Source organism: Streptomyces sp. NPDC048270, assembly GCF_040652335.1.
Classification (GTDB): Bacteria; Actinomycetota; Actinomycetes; order Streptomycetales; family Streptomycetaceae; genus Streptomyces.
In genome coordinates this window covers 166,148-191,181 of record NZ_JBEZLV010000006.1, presented here as the reverse complement: position 1 = coordinate 191,181, position 25,034 = coordinate 166,148, and the positions used below count along the sequence as shown (strand labels likewise).

General features: G+C 73.6%; 19 protein-coding genes and 1 pseudogene. 7 read left to right on the top strand and 13 right to left on the bottom strand.

Annotation, left to right across the window (positions count from 1 at the left end; genetic code table 11):
- Positions 1–41: 41 nt before the first annotated feature.
- The 7 genes from AB0D66_RS08780 to AB0D66_RS08750 all read right to left on the bottom strand — a co-directional run bounded on the left by AB0D66_RS08780 (position 42) and on the right by AB0D66_RS08750 (position 8,244).
- Positions 42–2,891, bottom strand: coding sequence for an AAA family ATPase (locus AB0D66_RS08780; RefSeq protein ID WP_362298761.1), 2,850 nt, complete (start codon positions 2,889–2,891; stop codon positions 42–44).
- A gap of 78 nt (positions 2,892–2,969) precedes the next feature.
- Positions 2,970–3,377: an ACT domain-containing protein gene (locus AB0D66_RS08775; protein ID WP_362298758.1), complete on the bottom strand. Its 408-nt coding sequence runs from the start codon at positions 3,375–3,377 to the stop codon at positions 2,970–2,972.
- 132 nt (positions 3,378–3,509) lie between these two features.
- The gene (locus AB0D66_RS08770; protein ID WP_362298755.1) at positions 3,510–3,749 is read right to left on the bottom strand and encodes a DUF397 domain-containing protein; all 240 of its coding nucleotides are present in this window, start codon (positions 3,747–3,749) and stop codon (positions 3,510–3,512) included.
- Between the two features lie 118 nt (positions 3,750–3,867).
- Positions 3,868–5,043, bottom strand: coding sequence for a thiolase domain-containing protein (locus tag AB0D66_RS08765; protein WP_362298752.1), 1,176 nt, complete (start codon positions 5,041–5,043; stop codon positions 3,868–3,870).
- On the bottom strand, positions 5,040–6,125 hold the full coding sequence (locus AB0D66_RS08760) for a thiolase domain-containing protein (protein WP_362298750.1): 1,086 nt from the start codon (positions 6,123–6,125) through the stop codon (positions 5,040–5,042). The genes AB0D66_RS08765 and AB0D66_RS08760 overlap by 4 nt, the downstream gene beginning before the upstream one ends.
- Complete coding sequence (locus AB0D66_RS08755) at positions 6,125–7,120, bottom strand: OB-fold domain-containing protein (protein WP_362298747.1); 996 nt, start codon at positions 7,118–7,120, stop codon at positions 6,125–6,127. The genes AB0D66_RS08760 and AB0D66_RS08755 overlap by 1 nt, the downstream gene beginning before the upstream one ends.
- 323 nt (positions 7,121–7,443) lie before the next feature.
- On the bottom strand, positions 7,444–8,244 hold the full coding sequence (locus AB0D66_RS08750; RefSeq protein ID WP_362298744.1) for a crotonase/enoyl-CoA hydratase family protein: 801 nt from the start codon (positions 8,242–8,244) through the stop codon (positions 7,444–7,446).
- 175 nt (positions 8,245–8,419) lie between these two features.
- Between AB0D66_RS08750 and AB0D66_RS08745 the strand changes: the two genes are divergently transcribed.
- Positions 8,420–10,051: an acyl-CoA synthetase gene (locus AB0D66_RS08745; RefSeq protein WP_362298742.1), complete on the top strand. Its 1,632-nt coding sequence runs from the start codon at positions 8,420–8,422 to the stop codon at positions 10,049–10,051.
- A gap of 405 nt (positions 10,052–10,456) precedes the next feature.
- Here the strand turns inward: AB0D66_RS08745 and AB0D66_RS08740 are convergent.
- Positions 10,457–10,636: pseudogene (locus AB0D66_RS08740) on the bottom strand (alpha/beta hydrolase); the annotation flags it as partial.
- Positions 10,637–10,744: 108 nt separating this feature from the next.
- On the opposite strand from AB0D66_RS08740, the gene paaK reads away from it, so the two are divergent.
- The 3 genes from paaK to AB0D66_RS08725 all read left to right on the top strand — a co-directional run bounded on the left by paaK (position 10,745) and on the right by AB0D66_RS08725 (position 15,602).
- Complete coding sequence (paaK, locus tag AB0D66_RS08735) at positions 10,745–12,070, top strand: phenylacetate--CoA ligase PaaK (protein WP_362298739.1); 1,326 nt, start codon at positions 10,745–10,747, stop codon at positions 12,068–12,070.
- A gap of 71 nt (positions 12,071–12,141) precedes the next feature.
- Entirely contained in the window at positions 12,142–13,005 is an 864-nt protein-coding gene (locus tag AB0D66_RS08730) for a YhjD/YihY/BrkB family envelope integrity protein (protein WP_362298736.1), read from the top strand.
- A 155-nt stretch (positions 13,006–13,160) separates the two neighbouring features.
- A complete protein-coding gene (locus AB0D66_RS08725) occupies positions 13,161–15,602 on the top strand; it encodes a penicillin acylase family protein (RefSeq protein WP_362298733.1) in 2,442 nt (813 codons plus the stop codon).
- A gap of 27 nt (positions 15,603–15,629) precedes the next feature.
- Here AB0D66_RS08725 and AB0D66_RS08720 read toward each other — a convergent pair whose 3' ends face one another.
- Positions 15,630–17,000, bottom strand: a complete 1,371-nt coding sequence (locus tag AB0D66_RS08720; RefSeq protein ID WP_362298730.1) for an ionic transporter y4hA — start codon at positions 16,998–17,000, stop codon at positions 15,630–15,632.
- A gap of 284 nt (positions 17,001–17,284) precedes the next feature.
- Here AB0D66_RS08720 and AB0D66_RS08715 point away from each other — a divergent pair, with 284 nt between their 5' ends.
- Positions 17,285–18,016: a hypothetical protein gene (locus AB0D66_RS08715; protein WP_362298727.1), complete on the top strand. Its 732-nt coding sequence runs from the start codon at positions 17,285–17,287 to the stop codon at positions 18,014–18,016.
- Positions 18,017–18,086: 70 nt separating this feature from the next.
- Here the strand turns inward: AB0D66_RS08715 and AB0D66_RS08710 are convergent, their stop codons facing one another.
- Positions 18,087–19,640: an acyl-CoA synthetase gene (locus AB0D66_RS08710; protein WP_362298724.1), complete on the bottom strand. Its 1,554-nt coding sequence runs from the start codon at positions 19,638–19,640 to the stop codon at positions 18,087–18,089.
- Positions 19,641–19,645: 5 nt separating this feature from the next.
- Positions 19,646–20,761, bottom strand: coding sequence for a nitronate monooxygenase family protein (locus AB0D66_RS08705; protein WP_362298721.1), 1,116 nt, complete (start codon positions 20,759–20,761; stop codon positions 19,646–19,648).
- A 527-nt stretch (positions 20,762–21,288) separates the two neighbouring features.
- Between AB0D66_RS08705 and AB0D66_RS08700 the strand changes: the two genes are divergently transcribed.
- The gene (locus AB0D66_RS08700; RefSeq protein WP_362298875.1) at positions 21,289–23,064 is read left to right on the top strand and encodes a serine hydrolase; all 1,776 of its coding nucleotides are present in this window, start codon (positions 21,289–21,291) and stop codon (positions 23,062–23,064) included.
- 54 nt (positions 23,065–23,118) lie between these two features.
- Here AB0D66_RS08700 and AB0D66_RS08695 read toward each other — a convergent pair whose 3' ends face one another.
- Positions 23,119–23,676 (bottom strand): DUF3291 domain-containing protein, encoded by a 558-nt coding sequence (locus AB0D66_RS08695; protein WP_362298718.1) that lies wholly within the window; start codon positions 23,674–23,676, stop codon positions 23,119–23,121.
- 170 nt (positions 23,677–23,846) lie between these two features.
- A complete protein-coding gene (locus tag AB0D66_RS08690; protein WP_362298715.1) occupies positions 23,847–24,455 on the bottom strand; it encodes a TetR family transcriptional regulator in 609 nt (202 codons plus the stop codon).
- Positions 24,456–24,571: 116 nt separating this feature from the next.
- Between AB0D66_RS08690 and AB0D66_RS08685 the strand changes: the two genes are divergently transcribed.
- The gene (locus tag AB0D66_RS08685; RefSeq protein ID WP_362298712.1) at positions 24,572–25,030 is read left to right on the top strand and encodes a nitroreductase family deazaflavin-dependent oxidoreductase; all 459 of its coding nucleotides are present in this window, start codon (positions 24,572–24,574) and stop codon (positions 25,028–25,030) included.
- Positions 25,031–25,034 lie beyond the last annotated feature (4 nt).

Below are 25,034 nucleotides of genomic sequence, written 5' to 3'. Positions count from 1 at the left end.
GGGGCCGTCCCGGTCCGCAGGCCGGCCGACCGCGACACCCCTTACCGTCCGTACGCCTCCAGGGCGGCGCCCAGGCCGGGGAGGTCGGTGCCGAGGGTGCGGCAGGCCGCCGACAGCACCCAGTCGGGCTCCCGGTCCGCGGCCGCCGGCCCGGTGCCGCCGGCTGCCGCCCGCGCGGCCCCCAGCTCCTCCTCCGTGAGCCCGTCCGCCTCGAAGGTCCCGCCGGGCGGCGCGCCGCCGAGGGCCGACAGGGTCCGGGAGGTCCGCGCCTCCAGGCCGTCGGCGCCGCACGCGCGCGCCGTCAGCACCGCCCGGGCCAGCAGTCCGGGATCGCCGAGCTCCGTACCCAGCGCGGCCAGTGCGCAGGCCAGTTCGTATCCCGCCGGGGAGACGGCGAGCAGCGCCACGGCCTCGCGCAGCAGCTCGGCCCGGTCGTGCGGGGCGGCCACCTCCGCCGCCACCCGCAGCGCCTGGCCGATGCCGGAGGGGGCGCCGAAGGCGCGGGACCGCCGGACGGCGTCGGCGGCCAGCGCCCTGGCCCGGCCGGGGTCGTCCGCGGACACCGCGCGGGCCAGGTGCAGCGGCCACGGGCACCACGCGGGGTTCTGGATGCCGCGCGGGGTCAACCGTCGCTCGACCTCCTCGAGTTCCGCGGCCGCGCCCTTGGTGTCGCCCCGGGCCAGCAGCAGTTCGGCGTAGACGGTCTGGGAGTCGGGGAAGACCACCGCCGCCGGGAAGGGCTTGCCGAACTCGTGCTCCCGGCCCAGCTCCCAGGCCTGGCCGGCCCGTCCCCGGGCGAGGAGCGTCGTGATGAGGATGGCGATGTTGTACCAGTGCACGGGGGTGCCGCGGCCCACGCGCTCGGCGAGCCGCAGCCCGGCCCGCGCCAGTTCCTCGGCCTCGGCGAGCCGCCCGCGCCGGTAGCGGATGTAGGCGCGCAGGCCGTACGCGAAGGAGAGGTGCGCCCCGCGCCAGCCCTGCCGCTCGAACTCGGCGGTGCCCGCCTCGAACAGCTCCTCCGCCCGCCAGGGCCGGTCGGCGTACATGTACACCATGGCCACGAGCACGGGGACCTCGAAACCGCGGTCCTCGTGGGCCCAGCTGAAGTCCTGCTCCAGCACCCGCCCGGCGTGGTGCAGCACCACCTCGGCCGGCTCCCCGCGCAGGCAGGCGTCCCAGGCGCGCAGTCCGATCACGTACCGCTCGGTGAGGTCGCGCCCGGTCAGCCGGTCGGCGAGGAGCGCCAGCCGCCGGGACCGGGCCGGGGAGTCGGGTTCGGCGGCGTTGAAGGCGTCCCACATGAACTGCTCCGACTGCAGGCGCAGCCGGGCGCGGACGTCCTGGGTGTACGGGATCTCCCGCGCGAGTGCCTGTGAGGCGTCGGCGAGGCGGTCGCTGTGCGCCAGCACCTGGGCGAGCCGTATCACGATGCCCTGCCGCAGCGCGGGGTCGTCGACGGGCTCGGCGAGGGCGGCGCGGAGGTGGTTGACGGTGGTGGCGGGCTCGGTGAGCAGGGAGGCGCAGCCGAGTTCGTAGAGGACGGCCGCGCGCTCGTCGAAGTCCGGGGGTTCGCGCAGGGCGCGGGCGAGCTGGCGGCGGGCGGCCTCGGGGGCGCCGGCCCGGAGGTTCTCGCCGGCGGCCTCGCGCAGGGTCCGGACCACCCACGGGTCGTTCTCGGGGTGGGTCTCCAGGAGGTGGCGGGCGGCGGCGGAGGGGCCGAGGCCGGCGTCGACGACGGCCGTGGCAGCCTTGCCGTGGAGGGCGACGCGCAGGGCGTCGGGGATGGCGCGGTAGATGGCGGTGGCGATGAGCGGGTGGACGAACTCCAGCCCGGCGTCGGGGACTTCGGTGGCCGCGGCCGCCAGGATGCGGGCGTCGCGCAGCCGTGCGGCGGCGTCCACGGCCTCCTCGGTGCCGAGGGCGGCGACCCGGGCGGCGAGGTCCCGGGGGATGTCGGTGCCTAGGACGGCGCAGGCCCACGCGAAGCGGACGGTGGACGGCCCGAGCCGGTCGAGGCGGGCGACGAGCCCGCTGCCGCGCTGGGCCGCGGCGAGGTCGCGCAGCAGCGGGGCGTTGGCCTCGACCGGCGGCAGGCCCTTGTCCCGGACCTTGGCGGTGAGTTCGACGGCCTCGAAGGGGTTGCCGGTGGTGACGGTCCACGCCTCCCGGCAGAAGGCGTCGTCGGCGTGGTCGCCGACCGCCTCGCGGACCAGGGCGGCGACGGCGGGCGCGGTGAGGGGCGCGAGGTGCAGGGGGCGCTGTCCGGCCCGGCCGGGCAGGGTGCGGAGGGCATCGGCGTGGGCGGGCAGCTCGTCGGGCCGGTAGGCGACGACGAGGAGCAGCGGGAGGTGCTCGGCGCGCGGGGCGTAGGCGGCCAGCCAGCCGAGGGACTCGGGGTCGGCCCAGTGGGCGTCGTCGAGGACGAGGGTGACCGGCGCGCGCTGGACGACGAGGTGGGTGAGCACCCAGTCGAGTCCGTCGCGCAGGCCCTGGGGGTCGGGCGGGGCGCCCTGTTCGGGTGCGCAGAGCCCCAGGGCCGGGCCGATGATGGAGTACCAGCTGCCGAGGGCGGCGCGCAGCTCCCCTTCGGAGGTGCCGGCCAGGTGGGGCTGGATGAGCTGGCGGGCGACGTGGAAGGGCTGGCTCTGCTCCTGTTCCCCGCCGCGTGCGGCGAGGACGGTGCAGGAGCGGGCGTGGGCGCGGCGGCGCAGTTCGGTGAGGAGGGTGGTCTTGCCGAGTCCGGCGGCGCCGGAGAGGGCGAGCAGCGCGCCGCCCGAGTCCGGCGGGGGGCTGGTGAGGTGTTCCAGTGCTTCATCGACGAGGGAGAGCTCGGCCTCGCGTTCGATCACGGTGCGGCGTCTGCGGTTCGGACGGGACAGACGGTCCGTCATGGCTGGTACCCCCCAGGCCTGTTCCGGAGATCAGCGTACGCCCGCGCACACCGGGAGGGAGCCCGTCACGGCAAAGATTCAGTCCCGCGCGGAACGCGCCGCGAGCTCCTCGAGGACGGTGACGGCCTCGGCGGCCCGGTCGGCGGCCACGAAGAGGTGGTCGTGGTGGTAGCCGGCCATGACGTTGCAGCTCAGGCCGTGTGCGCCGAGTTCGGCAGCGAAGGCCGCCGTGAGGCCCACGGCGGCGAGGGCGGAGTGGATCCGCAGGGTGATCCAGCCGGCCGTGTAGTCGTAGGCGAGGCCGGCCGCGTCGGCGTCCTCCTGGCGCAGGACCAGGGTGAGGCCCTCGGGCTCCCGGACCGTGGCGACGGGGGCGGTCCCCGGGGGGACCGCGGGACCGGGGACGGTGCAGAACACGTACCGCCCCTCGTTCAGTTCGGGCCGCATCCCGCTCAGCAGTTTGCGCAGGTCGCTCTCTCCGCTCATGCGGCCAGCCTACCCACGGGCCGCCGGCCACCGGGGCGGCGGCTCGCGGCCCCGGTGGTGCGGCGGCCCGCTGCCCCGGTGGTGCGGCGGCCCGCTGCCCCGGTGGTGCGGGCGGCGGGTGACGGCCGCCCGCTACGTCAGGTCGAACTCCCCGCCCCGCGCGTTCAGCACGAACTTGTTCCACTCGTCCGGCGCGAAGATCAGCGACGGGCTTTCGGGGCGCTCGCTGTTGCGCATGGCGACGAAGCCCTCGACGAAGGCGATCTGAACGTCACCCGCTCCCCGGCTGCTCGAGCGCCACTGCGCCTCGGTGAGATCGAGGTCCGGCTTGTCCCAGCCGGCCAGGGCCTGTGAAGTCGTGCTCTCGGCCACGTGCGTGCTCCTCCCGGTACGTCGTCCGGGGGCCAGGTTAACCACCGCGGCGGGTGCCGGACAGGCCACGGTGAGTCACCCGTGACCTGTCCGGCACCCTGCGCGCGGTCCTTTGCGCTCAGGAGGCCGGCGGCTCGGCCCCCACGAGCCACATCGCGAAGAACTGCGCGCCGCCGCCGTAGGCGTGCCCCATGGCCCGGCGGGCTCCCGGGACCTGGTGTTCCCCGGCCTGGCCGCGGACCTGGAGGGCCGCCTCCGCGAAGCGGATCATGCCGGAGGCGCCGATCGGGTTCGTGGACAGGACCCCGCCCGAGGGATTGACCGGAAGGTCCCCGTCGAGTTCGGTGACCCCGGCCTCGGTGAGCTTCCAGCCCTCGCCCTCCGCCGCGAACCCGAGGTTCTCCAGCCACATCGGCTCGTACCAGGAGAACGGCACGTACATCTCCACCGCGTCGATCTCCCGGCGCGGGTCGGTGATCCCGGCCTGCCGGTAGACGTCGGCCGCACAGTCCTTGCCGGCCTGCGGGGAGACGAAGTCCTTGCCCGCGAAGAGGGTGGGCTCGCTGCGCATCGCCCCGCCGTGCACCCAGGCGGCGGGCCGCGGGGAACGGGCCGCGCCCGCCCGGTCGGTGAGGATCATCGCGCAGGCGCCGTCCGAGGAGGGGCAGGTCTCGGAGTACCTGATCGGGTCCCACAGCATCGGCGAGGCCTGGACCTTCTCCAGGGTGATGTCGTGCTCGTGCAGGTGCGCGTACGGGTTCTTCAGCGCGTTGCGCCGGTCCTTGTAGGCGACCAGCGAGCCCACCGTGTCCGGCGCGCCGGTGCGCCGCATGTAGGCGCGCACGTGCGGGGCGAAGAACCCGCCCGCGCCCGCCAGCAGCGGCTGCTGGAAGGGAACGGGCAGCGAGAGCCCCCACATGGCGTTCGACTCCGACTGCTTCTCGAAGGCGAGGGTGAGGACGGTCCGGTGGACGCGCGCCGCGACCAGGTTGGCGGCGACGAGCGCGGTGGAGCCGCCGACCGAGCCTGCGGTGTGCACGCGCAGCATCGGCTTGCCGACCGCGCCGAGGGCGTCCGCCAGGTACAGCTCCGGCATCATCACCCCCTCGAAGAAGTCGGGGGCCTTGCCGATGACGACGGCGTCGATGTCCGCCCAGGTCAGCCCGGCGTCCGCGAGGGCGCTCGCCGCTGCCTCGCGGACCAGTCCGGCGATGGAGACGTCGTGCCGGGCGGCGACGTGCTTGGTCTGGCCGATCCCGACGACGGCGACCGGTTCCTTGCCCGAGGTGCTCATGCGGGGTCTCCTTCCAGGACGGCGACCAGGTTCTGCTGGAGGCAGGGGCCGGAGGTGGCGTGGGCGACGGCCCGGTCGGACTCGCCGCGGTGGATCCGGGCGGCGGCCTCGCCGATCCGGATCAGGCCGGCGGCCATGATGGGGTTGGCGGCGAGCGCCCCGCCGGACGGGTTGACGGCGACGGCGTCGCCCCCGGCGCCGCCGGCGCCGATCCCGAGGGCCTTGCGCAGCACGACCTCCTGGGAGGAGAACGGCGCGTGCAGTTCCGCCGTGTCCACCGGGGAGTCGAACACCCCGGCGCGCTCGGCGGCGAGCCGGGTGGACGGGGAGTCGGTGAGGTCGCGCAGGCCCAGGGAGTGGGCCTCGATGCGGTGGTCGATGCCGGTGATCCAGGCGGGGCGCGCGCACAGCCGGCGCGCGGTGTCCCCGGCGGCCAGGACCACGGCGGCCGCGCCGTCGCCGATGGGCGGGCAGTCCCCGGTGCGCAGGGGCCGGACCTGGTAGTCGCCCTGGGGCACGGAGCCGCTGAGCTGGGCGTGCGGGTTGGCCTCGGCGGATGCGCGGCTGCGGGCGCCGATGGCGGCCAGCGCGGCTTCGTCGGTCTCGCCGGCGTCGATGAGGGCCTGGGCCTGGAGGGCCGCCAGGGCCACGGAGTCGGGCCAGAGCGGGGCGAGGTAGTAGGGGTCGAGCTGGCGCGTGAGCACGTCTCGTACCGGACCGGGCGAGGACTTCCCGTACGAGTAGACCAGCGCGGTGTCGGCCTCGCCGGTCTGAATCTTGACCCAGGCTTCGTAGAGCGCCCAGGCGCCGTCCATCTCGACGTGTGATTCGGAGATCGGCGGCCAGGCCCCGACCCCGTCGAGGGTCATGGTGAAGGAGAAGGCCCGGCCGGCGAGGTAGTCGCTGGAGCCGGAGCAGGTGAAGCCGATCTCGCCGGCCTTCAGCCCGGTCTGTGCCAGGACCTGGTGCAGGACCGGCATGACCATCTCGACTTCGCTGAGTTCGTCGGTGCGGCGCAGGTGGTCGCTCTGCGCGAAGGCGACGACGGCCACGTCGCGTGCGTGCCTGCTCGTCCTGGGCATCAGATGAGCTCCTTGTACGCGTCGTAGTCCGCGTCCGGCTCGCCGGTGGGGCGGTAGTGGTCGGGGTAGCGGCCGCCTTCGGTCCACACAGGTTCGACGCGCAGGCCCATGCGGACCTGGTCGTAGGGGATCCCGCCGATCCGGCCGTGGAGCGCGAGGCCGGCGCCGTCGAGGGCGATGTGGGCGTAGACGTAGGGCACCTCGATGTCGAGGTTCCGTGCCTTGATGTTGACGATGCAGTAGGTGGTGACGGTGCCGGCCGGGCCGACCTCGACCTGGTCGGTGGTGGCGACCCCGCAGGTGGGGCAGGCGCCGCGCGGCGGGACGTACACCTTGTGGCAGGAGGGGCAGCGCTCTCCGATGGTCTTCCGCTGGGAGAGGCCGTTGATGTAGGCGGTCTGGGCGCGGCCCGGGCTGTACGAGTAGTCCAGGCGGGCCTCGGCGACGATGCCGGTGACGGGCTCGGCGAAGGCCCCGTCGTGCGGCTCGGCCCGGCCGCTGCCGGTCCCGTCGTGGGGCTCGAAGCAGGCGATGTCGGTGATCGCGCCGCTCCGCTCGGCGGCCCACCGCACGCGCACCCGCATACCGGTGCGCACGGCTTCGGGGCCGGGGGCGTCGAGAGCGTGGAGCAGCGCGGTGTCGGCGCCGTCGAGCTTGACCAGCACCCAGGCGAAGGGGGTGTCCAGGGGCTGGTTCGGCCGGGGCCGGTCGTTCCAGGACCAGGTGGTGACGGTTCCGGTGGCGGCGACCTCCACGAGTTCGCGTATCTCCTCGGCGGTACGGGGGTCGTACTCCACGGGCGGCACCATCACCGTCCCGTCGGAGGTCTTCACCCCGAGCACGAGCCCTTCGCGCAGCCCGGTGAGGAACGCGGACTGCACGGGCCCGAGGGACCGGGTGAAGGGAAACTCGACGACGAGCGGCGCACGAAGCACCTCGGGCGGGGACGCGGGGGCTGTCACGGCAGACTCCAATTGACCTAGGGGCGGGCCCATTTCCAACCCACCGACTCACGAACGACGAAACGACCCCCCGCCGGGCCCAACTTCAGCCCCGCCGGCGCTTGAGGCGCGGGGCCCGGCCAGGGCCCAACTTCAGCCCCGCCGGCGTTTGAGGCGCGGGGTCCGGGGCGGAGCCCCGATCCTTGAGCCCAGCCAGCGCCAACTTCAACGCCGCCGAGCCCAACCCCAGCCCCGCCGGCGCTTGAGGCGCGGGGCCCGGGGCAGCACCCCGGCAGCGGCCCCGCACCAGACCACGCCCACGAACCCGACACGGGACCGGGCCCAGGCAGAGGCCCGGGCAGGAGCCCGGGCGGGGGCTACTCCCGCCGATACACCGCGGGCCGCTTCTCGGCGAATGCCCTCGCCCCCTCCTTCGCATCGGCGGTGTCGAACACCGGCCACCCCCGCAGCAACTCGGACGCAAGCCCCTCCGACTCCGTCAGCCCGGCGGTCTCGTAGACCGAGGCCTTCACGGCCTCCACGGCCAGCGGCCCGCACGCGTTGACCTGCTCCGCGATCGCCAGCGCAGCGGACAACGCCGTGCCCTGCGGCACCACCCGCCCCACCAGCCCGATCCGCGCGGCCTCCTCGGCGGAGTACGGCCGCCCCGTCAGCAGCATCTCCAGCGCGTGCGTCCGTGGAATCTGCCGCGGCAGCCGCACCGTCGAGCCGCCGATCGGGAAGAGCCCGCGCTTGACCTCGAACAGCCCGAAGGTCGCCCCCTCCCCCGCGACCCGGATGTCCGTGCCCTGGAGGATCTCGGTCCCGCCGGCCACGCAGTACCCCTCCACCGCGGCGATGACCGGCTTGCGCGGCCGGTGGTGGCGGAGCATGGCCTTCCAGTGCAGGTCCGGGTCGGCCTTGAGCCGGTCCCGGTACTGGTCGCCCGCCATCCCCTTCCCGGCCAGTGCCTTGAGGTCCATGCCGGCGCAGAAGTCACCGCCCGCGCCGGTCAGGATCACGGATCGGATCGTGTCGTCGGCGTCCGCCTCCAGCCACCCGTCGTACAGCCCCACCAGCAGCGGCAGCGAGAGCGCGTTCTTCGCCTCGGGCCTGTTCATGGTGAGCACCAGCGTGGCGCCGTGCCGTTCCACGGTCAGGTGTTCCGTCCCACCCATTGCCGTCCTCCCGTCTCAAGACCTAGAACAGGTTGCAGTAGGCGCGGGTGCAGTTCAATAGTTTTCTGACACACAGTCAGTTTTCTTGGACGACGCCCTTCCTACTTGCGGTCGGCGGGGCTCTAATGACCGCCGGAGCAGACCAGCCAGGGACATCCCAGGGTCAGGAGGAACGGTGGAGTACAACCTTGCCGACCTGTTCGAGTCGGTCGTGGACGTGGTTCCGGACCGCGAGGCCCTCGTGTACGTGGACCACCCCGGCACCGGCGCCGAGCGCCGCCTCACGTACGCGGAGCTGGACTCGGCGGCGAACCGGATCGCGCACCACCTGCTGGACAGCGGGCTGAAGCCCGGCGAGCACCTGGGCCTGCACCTCTACAACGGGATCGAGTACCTGCAGACCGTACTGGCCTGCCTGAAGGCCCGGCTGGTCCCGGTGAACGTGAACTACCGGTACGTGGAGGAGGAGCTGGTCTACCTCTACAACGACGCCGACCTCGCCGCGCTGGTCTTCGAGGGCGAGTTCACCGAACGTGTCGCGGCCGCGCTGCCGCAGACCACGAGGCTCCGCCACCTGATCCGCGTCGGCACGGCCCCCGAAGGCGCTCCGGAGCCCGCGATCGCGCCGGTGGCGTACCCGGACGCCGAAGCGGCCGGCTCGCCCGAGCGCGGGTTCCCGCCGCGCAGCCCCGACGACCTGTTCATCATCTACACCGGCGGCACGACCGGTATGCCCAAGGGCGTCATGTGGCGGGCGGAGGACCTCTTCTTCGCCGGGCTGTTCGGCGGCGAACCGTCGGGCGAGCCGGTGAAGCGGCCCGAGGAACTGGCCGAGCGGGTCGCCGCGCGCGGCGCCGGCCTGACCTTCTTCCCGGCCCCTCCCCTCATGCACGGGACGTCCACGCTCACTTCGTTCATCGCGTTCAACTACGGCCAACGGGTGGTCATCCACCGCAAGTACGCGCCGGAGGAGGTGCTCCGGACGATCGAGAAGGAGAAGGTCTCCAGCGTGTCGCTGGTGGGCGACGCCATGCTGCGGCCGCTGATCGACGCCTTGAACGGCCCTTTGCGCGGGACCGACCTGTCGTCCCTCTTCAGCGTCTCCTCATCCGGCGCGATCATGTCGGAGACGGTGCGCGCCGAGTTCCAGCGGCTGGTGCCGAACGTGCTGCTGCTGAACAACTTCGGCTCCTCGGAGTCCGGGTCCAACGGGCGGGCCACCGACGACTCCGGCCCGGAGAAGGGCTTCCGGCTCGAGGTCAACGACCGTACGCAGGTGGTGGACCCGGTGACGCACGAGCCGGTGGCGGTGGGCGAACCGGGGCGACTGGCCCAGCGCGGCCACGTCCCGCTCGGCTACTACAACGACCCGGCCAAAACCGCCGAGACCTTCTTCCAGAAGGGCGCGGAGCGCTGGGTGCTGCTCGGCGACATGGCCACGGTGGACGAGCAGGGCATCGTCACCGTGCTCGGACGCGGCTCGCAGTGCATCAACACGGGCGGCGAGAAGGTCTATCCGGAGGAGGTCGAGCAGGCGCTGAAGTCCCACCCGGACGTGTACGACGCGCTGGTCGCCGGCGTCCCGGACCCGACGTGGGGCAACCACGTGGCGGCGGTGGTCCAGATCCGCGCGGGCGCCCCGGAGCCGACCCTGGACGACATCCAGACCCACTGCCGCACCCGCCTGGCGGGCTACAAGATCCCCCGCCAGCTGGTCATCACCCCCTCCATCCAACGCTCCCCCAGCGGCAAGGCGGACTACCGCTGGGCCAAATCAATAGCCACAAACGCAGACACCACCCTCTAGCCCTACCCCCACCCCCCATCCCCGCCGGCACTCGAGGCGCGGGGGTCCGGGACGGAGCCCCACGCCCCTACCCCCACCCCCGAAGCTCCCGGTACAGGCCCGGCCCCAACAAACCAGCCCCGCCGACACCACCCCAGCCCCGCCGACGCTTGAGGCGCGGGGGTCCGGGGGCAGAGCCCCAGGCCTCTGCCCCACCGCCGAAGCTAGGGGCCGGCCCCGACAAACCAGCCCCGCCGGCGTTTGAGGCGCGGGGTCCAGGGCGGAGCCCCACGTCTCTGCCCCACCACCGAAGCTAGGGGCCGGCCCCGACAAACCAGCCCCGCCGGCGTTTGAGGCGCGGGGGTCCGGGGGCGGAGCCCCCGCACCCCGGCCCGGCCGGGCCCGGCCCCCCGCGAGGATCCCCTCGTCCACCGGGATCGCGGAGCCGCCCGTACCGCGCAGGTCGAGAAGGACGAGGCGGCGCCCCCCGAGGCCCCAGGTACTCCGAGGCGCACATCGCGCCGCCCGGCAGGCGGACGAGCGGCTCGCCCTCCCCCGGACGTGGTACGCGAGTTCGGTCCCGTCGTAAGTGGTGAAGAGCGGCAGGCGGGCCATCACATCAGACGATCACTCGTTCGAGTCATTGCGTTGACCCTTGGAACACTGGCAATCTACCGAATGATCGGTCGGGCGACTCAGGACGAGGTGACGACAATGGCGGCATACGCGGATCTCCACGACAAGGACGACGGCGAGCGCCTCGGCGGCGAGGAGCTGGCCGCCCTCCAGCTGGCACGCCTGCGCGCGACCCTGCACCGCGTCTACGACCGGGTGCCCTTCTACCGGCAGGCGTTCGACAAGGCCGGGGTGCATCCCGACGACTGCCGTACCCTCGCGGACCTCGCCCTGTTCCCCTTCACCACCAAGACCGACCTGCGCGACCAGTACCCCTTCGGGATGTTCGCCGTGCCGCGCTCCGAGGTGCGCCGGATCCACGCCTCCAGCGGGACCACCGGGCGCCCCACTGTCGTCGGGTACACCGATCGGGATCTGTCCACATGGGCGGACGTCGTGGCCCGGTCCATACGCGCCGCCGGCGGCGGACCCGGCCAGATCGTGCACATCGCCTATGGCTACGGGCTGTTCACGGGAGGCCTCGGCGCCCACTACGGCGCCGAGCGCCTGGGATGTACGGTCGTGCCCGCGTCGGGCGGGATGACCGACCGCCAGGTGCGGCTGATCCAGGACTTCCGGCCGGAGGTCATCATGGTGACCCCCTCGTACATGCTGACCCTGCTGGACGAGATGGAGCGCCAGGGCATCGACCCGCGGTCGACCTCGCTGCGCACCGGGATATTCGGCGCGGAGCCGTGGACCGAGGAGATGCGCCGGGAGATCGAGGACCGGCTCGGCATCGACGCGGTGGACATCTACGGCCTGTCCGAGGTGATGGGGCCTGGCGTGGCGCAGGAGTTCGCGTCGGCCAAGGACGGGCTCCACATCTGGGAGGACCACTTCTACCCGGAGGTGGTCGATCCGCTGACCGGCGAGGTGCTGCCGGACGGCGAGCCGGGCGAGCTGGTGTTCACCTCCCTCACCAAGGAGGCCATGCCGGTGATCCGCTACCGCACCCGGGATCTGACGCGGCTGCTGCCCGGCACGGCCCGGCCGGCCTTCCGCCGGATGGAGAAGATCACGGGCCGTAGCGACGACATGATCATCCTGCGCGGGGTGAACCTGTACCCCACCCAGATCGAGGAGATCCTGCTGCGGACGGAAGGGCTGGCTCCGCACTTCCAGCTGCGGCTGACGAGGGAAGGCAGGATGGACGCCCTGACCGTGCGGGTGGAGGCCCGCCGGGAGGCGGATGCCGGCCGGCGGGAGGCCGCGGCCGCTTCGGTGGTGCGGGCTGTCAAGGAGGGGATCGGGGTCTCCGTCCGGGTCGAGGTGGTCGAGCCGGAGACCCTGGAGCGCTCGGTGGGCAAGATCAAGCGGCTGGTGGATCTCCGGGACACGGATCGGGGTGACCGAGACGGCTGAAACCACCCCTTCGGGCCTATTTGGGGGCGGCGTCCGAGAGCCGTCGGAGCCGCCCGGGTAGTGCATACCGCGTGACCTCGTTCTTGCGGCAGCTCTACGACCGGCTCCAGGGCTCCCTCGCGGGGCTGGCCTGGAGCCGCGGCCGGGAAATGGAGCTGATGCACCGGGCGATGGGCTTCGCGGCCCTCGGTTTCCTCACGCTGGTGCCGCTGCTGGTGGTCGTGGCGGCCGCCGCCCCCGGCAGCGGCTCGGGCTTCGGCCGGTGGCTCGGCCAGGCCCTCGGGGTGACGGAGTCCTCGCGGGGCCGGGTCGAGGTGGTGTTCGGCGCGGCGGACCTGGCCCTGGAGCGGACCACGGCCTTCGGTCTGGCGGCCCTGGCCGTCTTCGGCCTGACCTTCGGCTCCGCCGTGCAGACGGGCTACGAGAAGGTCTGGGACGTGCCGACCGCCCGGTGGCACACGATGTGGCGGCACGTCGTCTGGCTCGCCCTGCTGGTGTGCTACCTCGCGCTGCTCGTCGAGATCCCCGCGCCGTCGAACGACGCCGTCGGCACGGTCCTGGGCACCCTGGGCGACCTGCTCGGCACCTGCCTGTTCTTCATCGCCTCGCAGCGGCTGCTGCTCGGCGGCCGGGTCCGCTGGCGTGCCCTGGTGCCGGGGGCGGTGGCCACCAGTGTCGGCCTGCTGGGGCTGCGCGTCTTCTCGCAGCTGGTGTTCTCCCCGCTGATCGCCTCGAACGCCGTCACCTACGGCCCCTTCGGGACGCTGCTGGTCGTCCAGTCCTGGCTGGTCGGCGTCGGATTCGTGGTCTACGGAGGAGCCCTCGTCGGCCGCCTCGTCCACGAACACCTCACGCTCCGCCGCCTCGAGCGGCGCGGCTACCTCCCCACGGAAGAACCCCCTCCGCCCGCCCCTCACGGTCCGGCGGGGAGCTGACCCGGCGGAGCCCGCGGAACCAGCACGGCCCCGTGGCGGCCCGGATACCAAACGGGATGTTGACAGACCATCAAGCAGCCTGCATGAGTGTGGGGGCACGGACGCACCGCCCGCCCCACGGGCAACCTCGCTCATCCGCAGGCTACTTGGGAGGTATGTTGCTCCGCACCCGCCCGATACTCCGCCGCGTCGCCCTCACCGGCGCCGCGCTGCTCGCCACAACGGCCGCGCTACCGCAGGCCGCCGCGGCCACCGGGGACGCAGGCCCGTCCGGCGGCGGTCTGTCCGCCGTCATCCGGTACACGGAGAACGGCATCCCGCACATACTCGCCCGCGACTACGCGCACCTCGGCTTCGGCACCGGCTGGGCCCAGGCCGCCGACCAGGTGTGCGTACTCGCCGACGGGTTCGTCACCGTCGCCGGTGAGCGCTCGCGCTGGTTCGGCCCCGAGGCCGCGCCCGACGGATCCCTGTCCTCCGCCACCCGCAACCTCACCAGCGACCTGTACTTCAAGGGCGTACGCGAATCCGGCACGGTCGAGAAGCTGCTGGCCGCCCCCGCCCCGGCCGGCCCCAGCAAGGACCTGAGGGAGCTGATGCGCGGCTGGGCGGCCGGCTACAACGCATGGCTGGCCCAGAACAAGATCACCGACCCGGCCTGCAAGGGCGCGGGCTGGGTCCGCCCAGTCTCCGCCACCGACGTGGCCGCCCGCGGGTTCGCGGTCTCGGTCCTCGGCGGCCAGGGCCGCGGGATCGACGGCATCACCGCCGCCCAGCCGCCGGCGCCCGGCACGCCCGGCGCGGGCGCCCGTACGGCGGCGCCGGGCGAGCCCGACCCGGCGGCCGCGGCCGAGGCGGCGCGGGAGTTCTTCGACACCACCCGCTACGACATGGGTTCCAACGCGGTCGCCTTCGCCGGTTCCACCACGGCGAGCGGCGCCGGCCTGCTGCTGGGCAACCCCCACTACCCCTGGCAGGGCGGCCGCCGCTTCTGGCAGTCGCAGCAGACCATCCCGGGCGAGCTGAACGTCTCGGGAGGCTCCCTGCTCGGCACCACCGTCGTCAACATCGGCTTCAACGAGAAGGTGGCCTGGAGCCACACGGTGGCCACCGGCACACCCGTCAGCCTGCACCAGCTCACCCTCGATCCGGCGGACCCGACGGCCTACCTGGTCGACGGCGTGCCGCAGCAGATGACCCGGCGGACCGTCACCGTGCCGGTGGCGGGCGGCGACCCGGTGACCCGGACCCAGTGGTGGACCCGCTACGGACCGGTCGTCTCGAACCTCGGCCCGGGCCTGCCGCTGCCCTGGACGGCCGGAACGGCGTACGCGCTGAACGACCCCAACGCGGCGAACCTGCGCGGCTCCGACACCGCCCTCGCCATGGGCAAGGCCCGCTCCGTCGGCGGGATCCAGGACGCCCTGCGGCGCACCCAGGGCCTGCCCTGGGTCAACACCGTGGCCGCCGACTCGGCGGGCGGCACCCTCTTCACCCAGTCCCAGGTCCTCCCCCGGATCACCGACGAGCTCGCGGCCCGCTGCTCCACCGCGCTGGGCCGGGCCACGTACCCCGCCTCGGGGCTGGCCGTGCTGGACGGGGCGCGCGGCGACTGCGCGCTCGGCTCGGACCCGGACGCCGTACAGCCCGGGGTGTTCGGGCCGGGCAGGGCACCGACGCTGCGCGACGCCCCGTACGCCGAGAACTCCAACGACAGTGCGTGGCTGGCCAACGCGGAACGGCCGCTGACCGGCTACGAGCGGATCTGGGGCAATGTGGCCGCCCCGCGCTCGCTGCGCACCCGCGGGGCGATCGAGGACGTCGCCGGGATGGCGGCGAAGGGCCGGCTGACCGTGGCCGACCTGCAGAAGCAGCAGTTCGCCAACCGGGCCCCGGCCGGTGACCTGGCGGCGGCGGACGCGGCGGAGGCCTGCGCCGCACTGCCCGGCGGTACGGCGACGGCGAGCGACGGGACGGCGGTGGACGTGTCGGCGGCGTGCCCGGTGCTGGCGGGCTGGGACCGTACGGCCGACAGCGGCAGCCGCGGCGCGCTGCTCTTCGACCGGTTCTGGCGGCGGCTGACGGCGACGACCGCGGCCAAGGACCTGTGGCTGGTGCCGTTCTCGGCAGCCGATCCGGTACGCACGCCCCGCACGCTCAACCAGGCGGCGCCCGGCATCGGGCGGGCGCTCGCGGACGCGGTGGCGGAGCTGAGGGCGGCGGGGGCCGCCCTGGACGCTCCGCTGGGCGAGCACCAGTTCGTGGTCCGCGGCGGCGAGAAGCTCCCGGTGGGCGGCGGCACGGAGGCGCTCGGCGTCTGGAACAAGATCGAGGCGCCGTGGAACGCGGCGGGAGGCGGCTACCCGGAGGTGCTGCACGGCTCCAGCCACGTCCAGGCGGTCGGCTGGAACGGCGGCCGCTGCCCCGTCGCGCGCACCCTGCTGACGTACAGCCAGTCGGCGAACCCGAACTCGCCGTACTACGCCGACCAGACCCGGATGTTCTCGCAGGAGCGCTGGGTGACCTCCCGGTTCTGCGAGCGGGACATCCTCACCTCGCCGAAGCTGAAGGTGGTGTGGCCGCGCGAGCGCGGGTGACCCCCGGCCCCTTCCTGGCCGCGGCCCTCACGGGCTGACGGCCAGGAAGAGGTACGCGGCCAGCAGGACCAGGTGCACCCCGCCCTGAAGCAGGGTGGCGCGGCCCGGGACGATGGTGAGGGCGCTGACCACGACGGTGAGGGCGAGCAGCACCATGTGGATCGGACCGAGGCCCAGCAGGAGCGGGCCGGAGAGCCAGACCGAGGCCAGCGCGATGGCCGGGATGGTCAGGCCGATGCTGGCGATGGCGGAGCCGTAGGCCAGGTTGAGGCTGGTCTGGACGCGGTCGCGGCGGGCGGCGCGGACGGCGGCCAGCGTCTCGGGCAGCAGGACGAGCAGGGCGATGATCACACCGACGACGGCGTGGGGCAGGCCGGCCTTCGCCACGCCCTGCTCGATGGTCGGGGAGACCGCCTTGGCATCGCCGACGACGGCGACGAGCGCGACCAGCAGCAGGCCGAGGCTGATCAGGGCGGCGCGGGCGGTGGGCGGCGCGGCGTGCTCGCCGTCCTCCGCGGGCGCCCCCGACGCGGCAGGCGCGGCCGACGCGGCGGGCCCGGCCGATGGGGCAGGCCCGGCCGATGGGGCAGGCCAAGCCGACGCGGCAGGCCCGGCCGACGCGGCGGGCCCAGCCGATGCGGCAAGACCGGGCGACGCAGCAGGCCCGTCCGGCGCGGCAAGACCGGCCGACGCGGCGGCCGCGGCAGGCCCGGTCGGCGTCGGCGCGGCGTCCTGGGCGCGGCCGCCGCCGGCATCGCGCCCGGCTGGGCCGCCCGGCCCGACATGGCCGCGCGAGGTGTCCACCGGCAGGAAGTAGTCCCGGTGGCGGACCGTCTGGACGGCGACGAACAGCCCGTAGAGGGCGAGCGAGGCGACGGCGGCGAAGGTCAGCTGGGCGGTGGAGAACTCGGGGCCGGGCTTGCTGGTGGTGAAGGTCGGCAGGACGAGGCTGAGGACGGCCAGCGTCGCGACGGTGGCCAGCGCCGCGCCGGAGCCCTCGGCGTTGAAGACGGCGACGCGGTTGCGCAGGGCGCCGACGAGCAGGGACATGCCCACGATGCCGTTGCACGTGATCATGACCGCGGCGAAGACCGTGTCCCGGGCGAGGGAGGAGGTCTTGTCGCCGCCGTCGGCCATCAGGGTGACGATGAGCGCCACTTCGATGACGGTGACCGCCACGGCGAGGACCAGGGAGCCGAAGGGTTCGCCGACCCGGTGGGCGACGACCTCGGCGTGGTGCACGGCCGCCAGCACCGCCCCCGCGAGGCAGAGGGAGACCAGGACCACCGCGAATCCGGGCAGGTCGCGTCCCCAGCTGAAGACGAGCGCGACGAGCGCCACCACGGGGACCACGACGGTCCAGTCGGTCAGGGGTGATCTGCTCGTTGCCGTACTCATATCAGCCAACTTGCCAGATCTATCCCTTCCGTGCGGCGCACGGCGCGCGTCGGTGGCTCTGACGTGGCCTTTCTCACGACGGCTCCGGGCCCGGCGGTGCCCCGGCGGCCCAGCGGCGGGCGGCGGCGGCCGAGGTCCGCCCCGAGATCGGCCGAAGACCGGCTGGCCCCTGATGACCGCTCGCAGATGGAATGCCGTTGATGCCGCCGATCGGGCGGTATGCACTGTCGCCTCACCCCTCGGCGCCTGCACCGACGCCGGGGCCGACGACCAGGAGATCCGCTTTGCGCCGCACATCCCGCTTACGCACCGCCCTCCTCGCCCTGACCGCCGCCCTGGCCGCGGCGGCCACCGCCGCCGCACCGGCCGGAGCCGTGCCCGCCACCGGCTCCGCCGCCCCCGACTCCGCCCCCGCCGCGGCCGCCTCCGTGGGACCGGTCAACGTCCACCTGACCGGTATCGGCGGCGGCCCGCAGAACATCGCGGCGGCCGCCGCCTACGATGCGATCAACCGTCAGGCGGCCGAGTTCGGCTTCTCGGGCTCGCAGTGCCGGATCACCCAGGGGCCCGTCTACCAGCAGATCACCACCATCTACTGGCAGGCCATGGTCAAAGCCACCTGCAGCGGCGAACCCGCGGTGAGCACGCCCACGCGCAGCCTCAACCGGCTGATCGGCCCGAACGGGGAGCACATCAGCACCGTCTGGAACGTCCCGCCCGGCTACACGGTCGAGGGCAGCCTCGGGCAGCTCTACACCAGCCCGCGCGAGGGCACGGTCCCGCTCTACCACTGCGTGGTCCGCAAGGACAACTTCCTCTCGGGGGACGTCAACTGTGAGGGCCAGACCTACGTCTCCCGGCTCGGCTGGTTCCACCCCGGCCAGCCGGCGGGCGTGGGGAGCCTGCCGCTGATGCGCTGTATGGTCGGCAAGCACCGCGAGTTCTTCGAGTCGAACACCACGAACTGCGAGGGCCAGGCCTCCGGCGGCCAGCTGGGCTGGATCTTCACGGGCTGACCCGCCGTACGCCCGGGCGTACGGAGGGGTCCGGGCCGGGGCGTCGACGCACCCCGGCCCGGACGCCCCGTCACATCGCGCGCTCGCGGCCCTCCCAGTACGGGTCGCGCAGCCGGCGCTTGTACAGCTTGCCGTTCGGGTCGCGCGGCATGGTCTCGATGAAGTCGACCGTCTTGGGGCGCTTGTAGCCGGCGAGCTGCCGTTCGCAGTGGTGCAGGATCTCCGCGGCGAGTGCGTCGCCCGCCGCGAAGCCCTCCGCCGGCTCGATGACGGCCTTGACCTCCTCGCCCCAGTCCGCGTGCGGGATGCCGAAGGCGGCGGCGTCGGCGACCGCCGGGTGGGTGAGCAGGGCGGACTCGATCTCGGCGGGGTAGATGTTCACCCCGCCCGAGATGATCATGTCGATCTTGCGGTCGCGGAGGAAGAGGTAGCCCTCCTCGTCCAGCAGCCCCAGGTCGCCGACGGTGAAGAAGTCGCCGATGCGGTTCTTCTTCGTCTTGCCCTCGTCCTTGTGGTAGCTGAAGCCGCCGGTGTTCATCTTGATGTAGACGGTGCCGAGTTCACCGGCGGGCAGCCGGTTCCCGTCGTCGTCGAAGACGGCGAGCTCGCTGATCGGCCACGCCTTCCCGACGGTCCCCGGCTTCTTCAGCCAGTCCTCGGCCGTCGCGAAGGCGCCGCCGCCCTCGCTCGCCGCGTAGTACTCCTCCACGCACCGGCCCCACCAGTCGATCATCGCCCGCTTGACGTGGTCGGGGCAGGGGGCGGCGCCGTGGATGGCGTGCCGCATCGAGGAGACGTCGTACGCGTCCTTCGTCTCCTGCGGGAGTGCGAGCAGCCGGTGGAACTGGGTCGGGACCATGTGGGTGTGCGTGCAGGCGTGCCGGTCGATCAGGCGCAGCATCTCCTGCGGGGTCCACTTGTCCATCAGCACCAGCGGGTGCCCGATGTGCAGGGCGGCGCCCGCGAACTGCAGGACGGCCGTGTGGTAGAGCGGTGAGCAGACCAGGTGGACGTTGCCGTCGAAGGGCCTGATGCCGAAGATGCCGAGGAAGCCGCCGAGGTACGTCTCCTCCGGGAGCTTGCCGGGCAGCGGGCGGCGGATCCCGCGCGGACGGCCGGTGGTGCCGGAGGTGTAGTTCATGACCCAGCCGAGGGTGCGCTCCGCGGGCGCCGCCGCGGGCTGTCCGTCCAGGAGTTCCCCGTACGGGCGGAAGCCCGGAACCGTGCCGACGGCGTAGCGGTGGCTCGCGGGTAGGGCCGCCTCGTCGGCCGCGGCGGTGGCGGCCTCGGCGAAGCGCTCGTGGGCGATGAGGACCTTGGCGCCCGAGTCGGAGACGATCCAGGCGATCTCGGGGCCGACGAGGTGGTGGTTGACGGGGACCAGGTAGAAGCCGGCCTGGGAGGCGGCGAGGTAGGCGGTGAGGAACTCCACGCCGTTGGGCAGGACGACGGCGAAGACGTCCCCCTTCTCCAGACCGGCGGCGCGCAGGCCGTGGACGAGGCGGTTGACGTCGGCGTGCAGTCGGCCGGCGCTCCATTCCTCGCCCTCGGGCGTGATGAGGACGGTGCGCTGCGGGTCGGCCGCGGCCTGCGCCCAGAATCCGTTGGGGGGCTGGTCGGTCACACTGATCACGCCTCTCGGACTCGGCCGGCGATGCGGTTGACTCGGTCGATGGCTCGCTCGAAACCCTTGGTCAGGTCGTCGAATACGGCCTGGACGCCGCGCTCTTCGTTCATCCGGCCGACGATCTGCCCGACGGGGGTGCCGAGCAGCGGCTGGACCTCGTACTTCTGGATGCGGGAGACGGCCTCGGCGACGAGCAGGCCCTGCAGGGGCATGGGCAGCGCGCCGGGACCCTCCGGGTCGTCCCACGCGTCGGTCCACTCGGTGCGCAGCTGTCGGGCGGGCTTGCCGGTGAGGGCGCGGGAGCGGACGGTGTCGCCGGAGCCCGCGGCGAGGAGCTTCTCGGTGAGCGCCCGGGAGTGGAGTTCGGCCTCGGTGGTGGTCAGCCAGAGGGAGCCGAGCCAGGCGCCCTGGGCGCCGAGGGCGAGTCCGGCGGCGATCTGCTCGCCGCTGCCGATGCCGCCCGCGGCGAGGACGGGGAGCGGGGCGACGGCCTCGACGATCTCGGGCACCAGGACCATGGTGGCGATGTCCCCGGTGTGGCCGCCGGCCTCGTAGCCCTGGGCGACGACGATGTCGATGCCGGCTTCGGCGTGGCGGCGGGCGTGTTTGGCGCTGCCGGCGAGGGCGGCGACGAGGACGCCGTGGTCGTGAGCGCGCGCGATGACGTCGGCCGGCGGGGAACCCAGCGCGTTCGCCAGGAGTTTGATGGGGTAGTCGAAGGCGACGTCGAGCTGGTTGCGGGCGACCTGCTCCATCCAGCCGGTGATCCGCCAGCCGGAGGCCTCTCCCTCGGCCAGCTCGGGCACGTGGTGCTTGGCGAGGGTGTCGCGGACGAACTGGCGGTGTCCGGCCGGGATCATCGCCTCGATGTCGGCTTCGCTGATGCCGTCGACGGCCTTCTTGGCCGGCATGACGACGTCGAGGCCGTAGGGCTTGCCGTCGGTGTGCGCCTGCATCCAGTCGAGGTCGCGTTTGAGGTCGTCGGGCGCGGTGTAGCGGACCGCGCCGAGTACGCCGAAGCCACCCGCCCGGGTGATGGCGGCGGCGACCGCCGGGAAGGGCGTGAAGCCGAAGATGGCGTGCTCGACTCCCAGTTTCTTGCTCAGCTCCGTCTCCATGGGCGGCAGGATGCCGCAGCCCGGCAGTCGAGGGAAGAGATTTTCTGATGCAGTGTCAGATTCTTTGCGCCCCGGTCCGTGCGGAGGGTGGCCGCCGGGCGGGCAGATACCCACTAACGTGCGGCAGATCCCGTCCCGGCGCCGGCGAGAGCCCGCCCCGCCGGCGATGGAGCGCCGGGGTCCGGGGCGGAGCGAGGCCCGCGGAGCGCGGCGCGGCAGGCGGGCTCGGGCAGCGGACAGGAGGGCCGGACATGGCTTCAGGTACGGGGGCTGACGGGACGACGGGCGCAGCGGCGGCGGCAGCGGGCCCGTGCGGGCCCGGGTACGGAGCAGCGCGGAAGCAGGGGCAGAAACCGGGACGGGGACCCGGGCAGGGGCACGAACCCGGACACGGGCAAGGGGGCGTGCGGGCCCAAGGGGAGGACGGGCCGGCGCAGGCACAAGGCGAGGACGGGCCGGCGCAGGCACAAGGCGAGGACGGGCCGGCGCAGGCACAAGGGGAGGACGGGCCGGCGCAGGCACAAGGGCTGAGCCGGCGGCGCCTGGGCGCCCGCCTGCTCGCCCTCGGCGGTGTGCTCGTCCTGCACTCCGCGCTGCCCGGCAGCTCCGCGGCGGCCGGCGGCCCGGCCGAACGGCGCGCCCTCCAGGGCCTGCGCCTGCGCTACGGGTCCGCACGCCAGGCCGGACTGCTGGACCGGCACCTGGAGGGGGTGGCGGACGAGGCGCGGCGGTTCCTGGGCCCCTCCCCCGAACACCCTTACTACGCCGGTGCGGTGGTCCTGGCGGGCCGGGGCCGCACCATCGCGCTGCACCGCGCGATGGGCGACGCCGTGCGGTACGCGGACTACGACGGGCGCACCGACCGGGTCAGCGAGTTCCCGGCGGCGGAGCGGCTCGCGATGGCCGAGGACACCGTCTTCGACCTGGCTTCGCTGACGAAGCTCTTCACCTCCGTCCTGGCCGTGCAGCAGATGGAGCGGGGCCGGCTGGAGCTGGAGGCCCCGGTGCACCGCTATCTGCCGCTGTTCACCGGGGGCGGCAAGGAGGTGATCACGGTCCGCCAGCTGCTCACGCACACCTCGGGGCTGCGCTCGTGGGCCCCCTTCTACAAGGAGCCCACGCGCGAGGGCCGGCTGAGGCTGCTGTGGTCGGTGCAGCCTCAGGAGACGCCGGGGACCGTCTACCGGTACTCCGACCTCAACCTGATCGCCCTCCAGCTGCTCCTGGAGCAGATCACCGGCCGCACTCTGGACGTCCTGCTCCGCGACGAGATCACCGCTCCGCTCGGGATGCAGCGCACCCGCTACAACCCGCCGCGCTCCTGGCGCCGGGTCACGGCCGCCACCGAGGTGCAGCGCCCGCCCTGGTCCGGCCTGGACCGCGGGCTGGTGTGGGGCGAGGTGCACGACGAGAACGCGTACGCGCTCGGCGGGGTCGCGGGCCACGCAGGGGTCTTCGGCACCGCCTTCGACCTGGCCGTGCTCGCCCGCGCCCTCCTCGACGGCGGGGTGTACGCGGGCCGGCGCATCCTGCGCCCCGGCTCCGTGGAACTGCTCTTCACCGACTACAACACCTCCTTCCCCGGCGACGACCACGGCCTCGGCTTCGAGCTCTACCAGCACTGGTACATGGGGGCCATGGCCACCCCGCACTCCGCCGGGCACACCGGCTTCACCGGTACCTCCCTCGTCCTCGACCCCTCCACCGACTCCTTCCTGATCCTGCTCGGCAACTCGGTGCACCCCGTCCGCACCTGGCGGGCCGGCAGCGCGCCCCGGGTCGCCGTCGGCAACCGATTCGCCCGCGCCGTGCCGGTTCGTACGAGGCACGGCGGCCCGGCCTGGTTCTCCGGGATCACCCCCGGGGCCTCGGGCACCCTGACCCTGCCGCCGCTCACCCCGGCGACGGCCGCCGCCCGGCTGCGTTGCGCCGTCTGGTGGGACACGGTGCCCGGCGAGGGCGCCTTCCATCTGGAGGCCTCGCCCGACGGGGAGCGCTGGGAGCCGCTGCCGTTCAGCACCCTGCGGTCCACCGGGGGCACGCCCGAGAGCTGGCCCCGGGGCTCGGCGGGCGGCTGGTCCGGCCGGATCTGGCACCGCCTGGAGGCCCCCCTCACGGCGGCCTGGGCGGGCCGCGAGGTCCGTCTGCGCTTCCGCCACGCCGCGACCGGCCGCTATGTGGGGCGGGGGGTCTACGTCGACCTCATCCGCGTCGCGGAGCCGGCCCGGCTCCTCTTCGCCGAGGACCGCCCGGCCGACGCCGCCCGGCTCGAACCCGTCGGCTGGACCAGGTCCTCGGACTAGCCCGGAACCTCCGGCGGGGCCCGGCCGCGGTCCCCCGGGGGCAGGACGGCCGGGTCAGCGAACCTGGTCTCGCTTCGGCCCGATCCCTTCGATCCGGGTCGGAGTTCCGTCCGGGGCGAACGAGTGGTGGAAGGTGAAGGCGTGCGGCGCGGAGCCGTGGCCGTGGAGGTGTTCCAGCCTGGCGACTCCGTCCTGCCAGGTGGGGATCACGTCGTCGGAGACCCACCAGAACACGTGATTCGGGTGCCCTGTCCTCTCGAACCAGTCGTGGCGCCTGTTCAGCGCCTCACGGTGCGGACCGGTGTAGACGGCGTCGAAGGCGGGGCGCAGGTCGGTCCAGAGGGAGAGGGTCGCGGCCAGGGCGGTGGTCTCCAGCGTACGGCCCTTTCCGTACCAGGCCGGTACGGCGAACTCGCCCCATGCACCCCAGTCCGCCCCGAAGAGCACGCCCCGGTCACCGTCCGCCGCTTCGGCGCGGGCGAGGTATCCGGGGTGCCGGCTGATCTTCCGGTAGACGGCCTCGCCCCGGGCGTAGAACTCCCGCGTGAGAGGTGCGGGATCGGCGAGGGGCGACTTCAGGACGCCGAACGTGTACAGCGCAAGACGGGGCATGCGTCTCTCCTTGGAACTCCCGTACGACCGTGGGCGATCGCCGAGGACCAGGTGAAGGTAGCCGCCTGCGCGGACCCTGTCGACGTTGCGTTTTCCCTGCCCACGTGGCCTCGTGCACCGGCCGGGCCGGTGACGGGTGCGGCAGGCTGCGGCCTGCCCTTCCGTCGTGCCTAGGACAGCGCCGCGTCGATCATCCGGCGGGTGACGGAGGTCAGTTCGGACAGGTCCGGCGCCGGGCGGGAGCGGGCGGAGGCGCCGGCCAGCCGGTCGTAGAGGAGCCCGTCGGCCCAGGCGACCAGCAGGTCGGCCGCCTCCTCGGGGCGGTCCGCGCCGAGTGCGGCGAGGATCCCCGCCGCCCGGGCCCGCGCACCCTGGCCCGCCCGGTGGAAGTCCGGCTCCAGCTCCGGGTTGCGGGCCGCCTCAAGGCTGAGCTCGAAACGGGCCAGCTGGCGGGCGCGGCCCGCCGTCAGCCAGCGGTACAGCAGCCCGGCGAGCGCCGCCGCGGCCGCCGCGCGGTCCGGCGGCGCAAGCGGCGCAGGCGGCAGCGCCGGCCCGTCCGCGTCGAGGTCCGCGAGGTCCAGTTCCGCCAGCCGCTGGTAGCAGGCGGCGATCAGCGCCGTGCGCGTGCGGAAGTAGTAGGAGGTGCTGCCCGCCGGCAGCGCCGCGGCCGCGTCCACGGCCCGGTGGGTCAGAGCCCGCAGGCCGCCCTCGGCGACGAGGTCGATCGCGGTGTCCGCGATGAGCGTTCTGCGGTCGGGGCCGCGGTCCGGGGTGGGCATGAGATCACTCTACAGATGTAGAGCGGCCCTCGCCCGGAATGAACACCGTGCCCGTGGGCGTTCGGACTCGTTGTTGAGGTTCGTTGACCGTTCAACACGAAGGCAGGCAGATCGCCATGACGACCGAGATCGACTGGGACCACCCGACCGACCCCAGGACCGGAAGCTGGCAGCTCGACCACGTCAAGCAGTACGTGGGCTCGAACGGGGCCGAGGGCCACTACTGGAACGGAACCCAGACCCTGCTGCTCACCACCGTGGGCCGGGTCTCCGGGAGCCCGGTGCGCACGCCCCTCATCTACGGTGAGGACAACGGCCGCTACCTCCTGGTCGCCTCCAAGGGCGGCGACCCGGCGCACCCGCTGTGGTACCGGAACCTGACCGAGAACCCCGAGGTCCGCATCCAGGTCGGCGCCGAGATCATGCAGGGCAGGGCCCGCACCGCGACCTCGGAAGAGCGTGCCGCGTACTGGCCGCTGATGGTCAAGCACTGGCCTTCGTACGACGAGTACCAGACCAAGACCAGCCGTGAGATCCCGATCGTCGTCATCGAGCCGGTCGACGCCGCCGGTTAGGCCG

Bases quoted from the DNA above. Each gene is read 5' to 3' on its own strand.
- AB0D66_RS08755 (WP_362298747.1), bottom strand. From the start codon at position 7,120: ATGGGCCCGCCCCTAGGTCAATTGGAGTCTGCCGTGACAGCCCCCGCG.
- AB0D66_RS08780 (WP_362298761.1), bottom strand. From the start codon at position 2,891: ATGACGGACCGTCTGTCCCGTCCGAACCGCAGACGCCGCACCGTGATC.
- AB0D66_RS08775 (WP_362298758.1), bottom strand. From the start codon at position 3,377: ATGAGCGGAGAGAGCGACCTGCGCAAACTGCTGAGCGGGATGCGGCCC.
- AB0D66_RS08695 (WP_362298718.1), bottom strand. From the start codon at position 23,676: ATGCCCCGTCTTGCGCTGTACACGTTCGGCGTCCTGAAGTCGCCCCTC.
- AB0D66_RS08765 (WP_362298752.1), bottom strand. From the start codon at position 5,043: ATGAGCACCTCGGGCAAGGAACCGGTCGCCGTCGTCGGGATCGGCCAG.
- AB0D66_RS08750 (WP_362298744.1), bottom strand. From the start codon at position 8,244: ATGGGTGGGACGGAACACCTGACCGTGGAACGGCACGGCGCCACGCTG.
- AB0D66_RS08690 (WP_362298715.1), bottom strand. From the start codon at position 24,455: ATGCCCACCCCGGACCGCGGCCCCGACCGCAGAACGCTCATCGCGGAC.
- AB0D66_RS08685 (WP_362298712.1), top strand. From the start codon at position 24,572: ATGACGACCGAGATCGACTGGGACCACCCGACCGACCCCAGGACCGGA.
- AB0D66_RS08705 (WP_362298721.1), bottom strand. From the start codon at position 20,761: ATGGAGACGGAGCTGAGCAAGAAACTGGGAGTCGAGCACGCCATCTTC.
- AB0D66_RS08760 (WP_362298750.1), bottom strand. From the start codon at position 6,125: ATGCCCAGGACGAGCAGGCACGCACGCGACGTGGCCGTCGTCGCCTTC.
- paaK (WP_362298739.1), top strand. From the start codon at position 10,745: ATGGCGGCATACGCGGATCTCCACGACAAGGACGACGGCGAGCGCCTC.
- AB0D66_RS08725 (WP_362298733.1), top strand. From the start codon at position 13,161: ATGTTGCTCCGCACCCGCCCGATACTCCGCCGCGTCGCCCTCACCGGC.
- AB0D66_RS08720 (WP_362298730.1), bottom strand. From the start codon at position 17,000: ATGAGTACGGCAACGAGCAGATCACCCCTGACCGACTGGACCGTCGTG.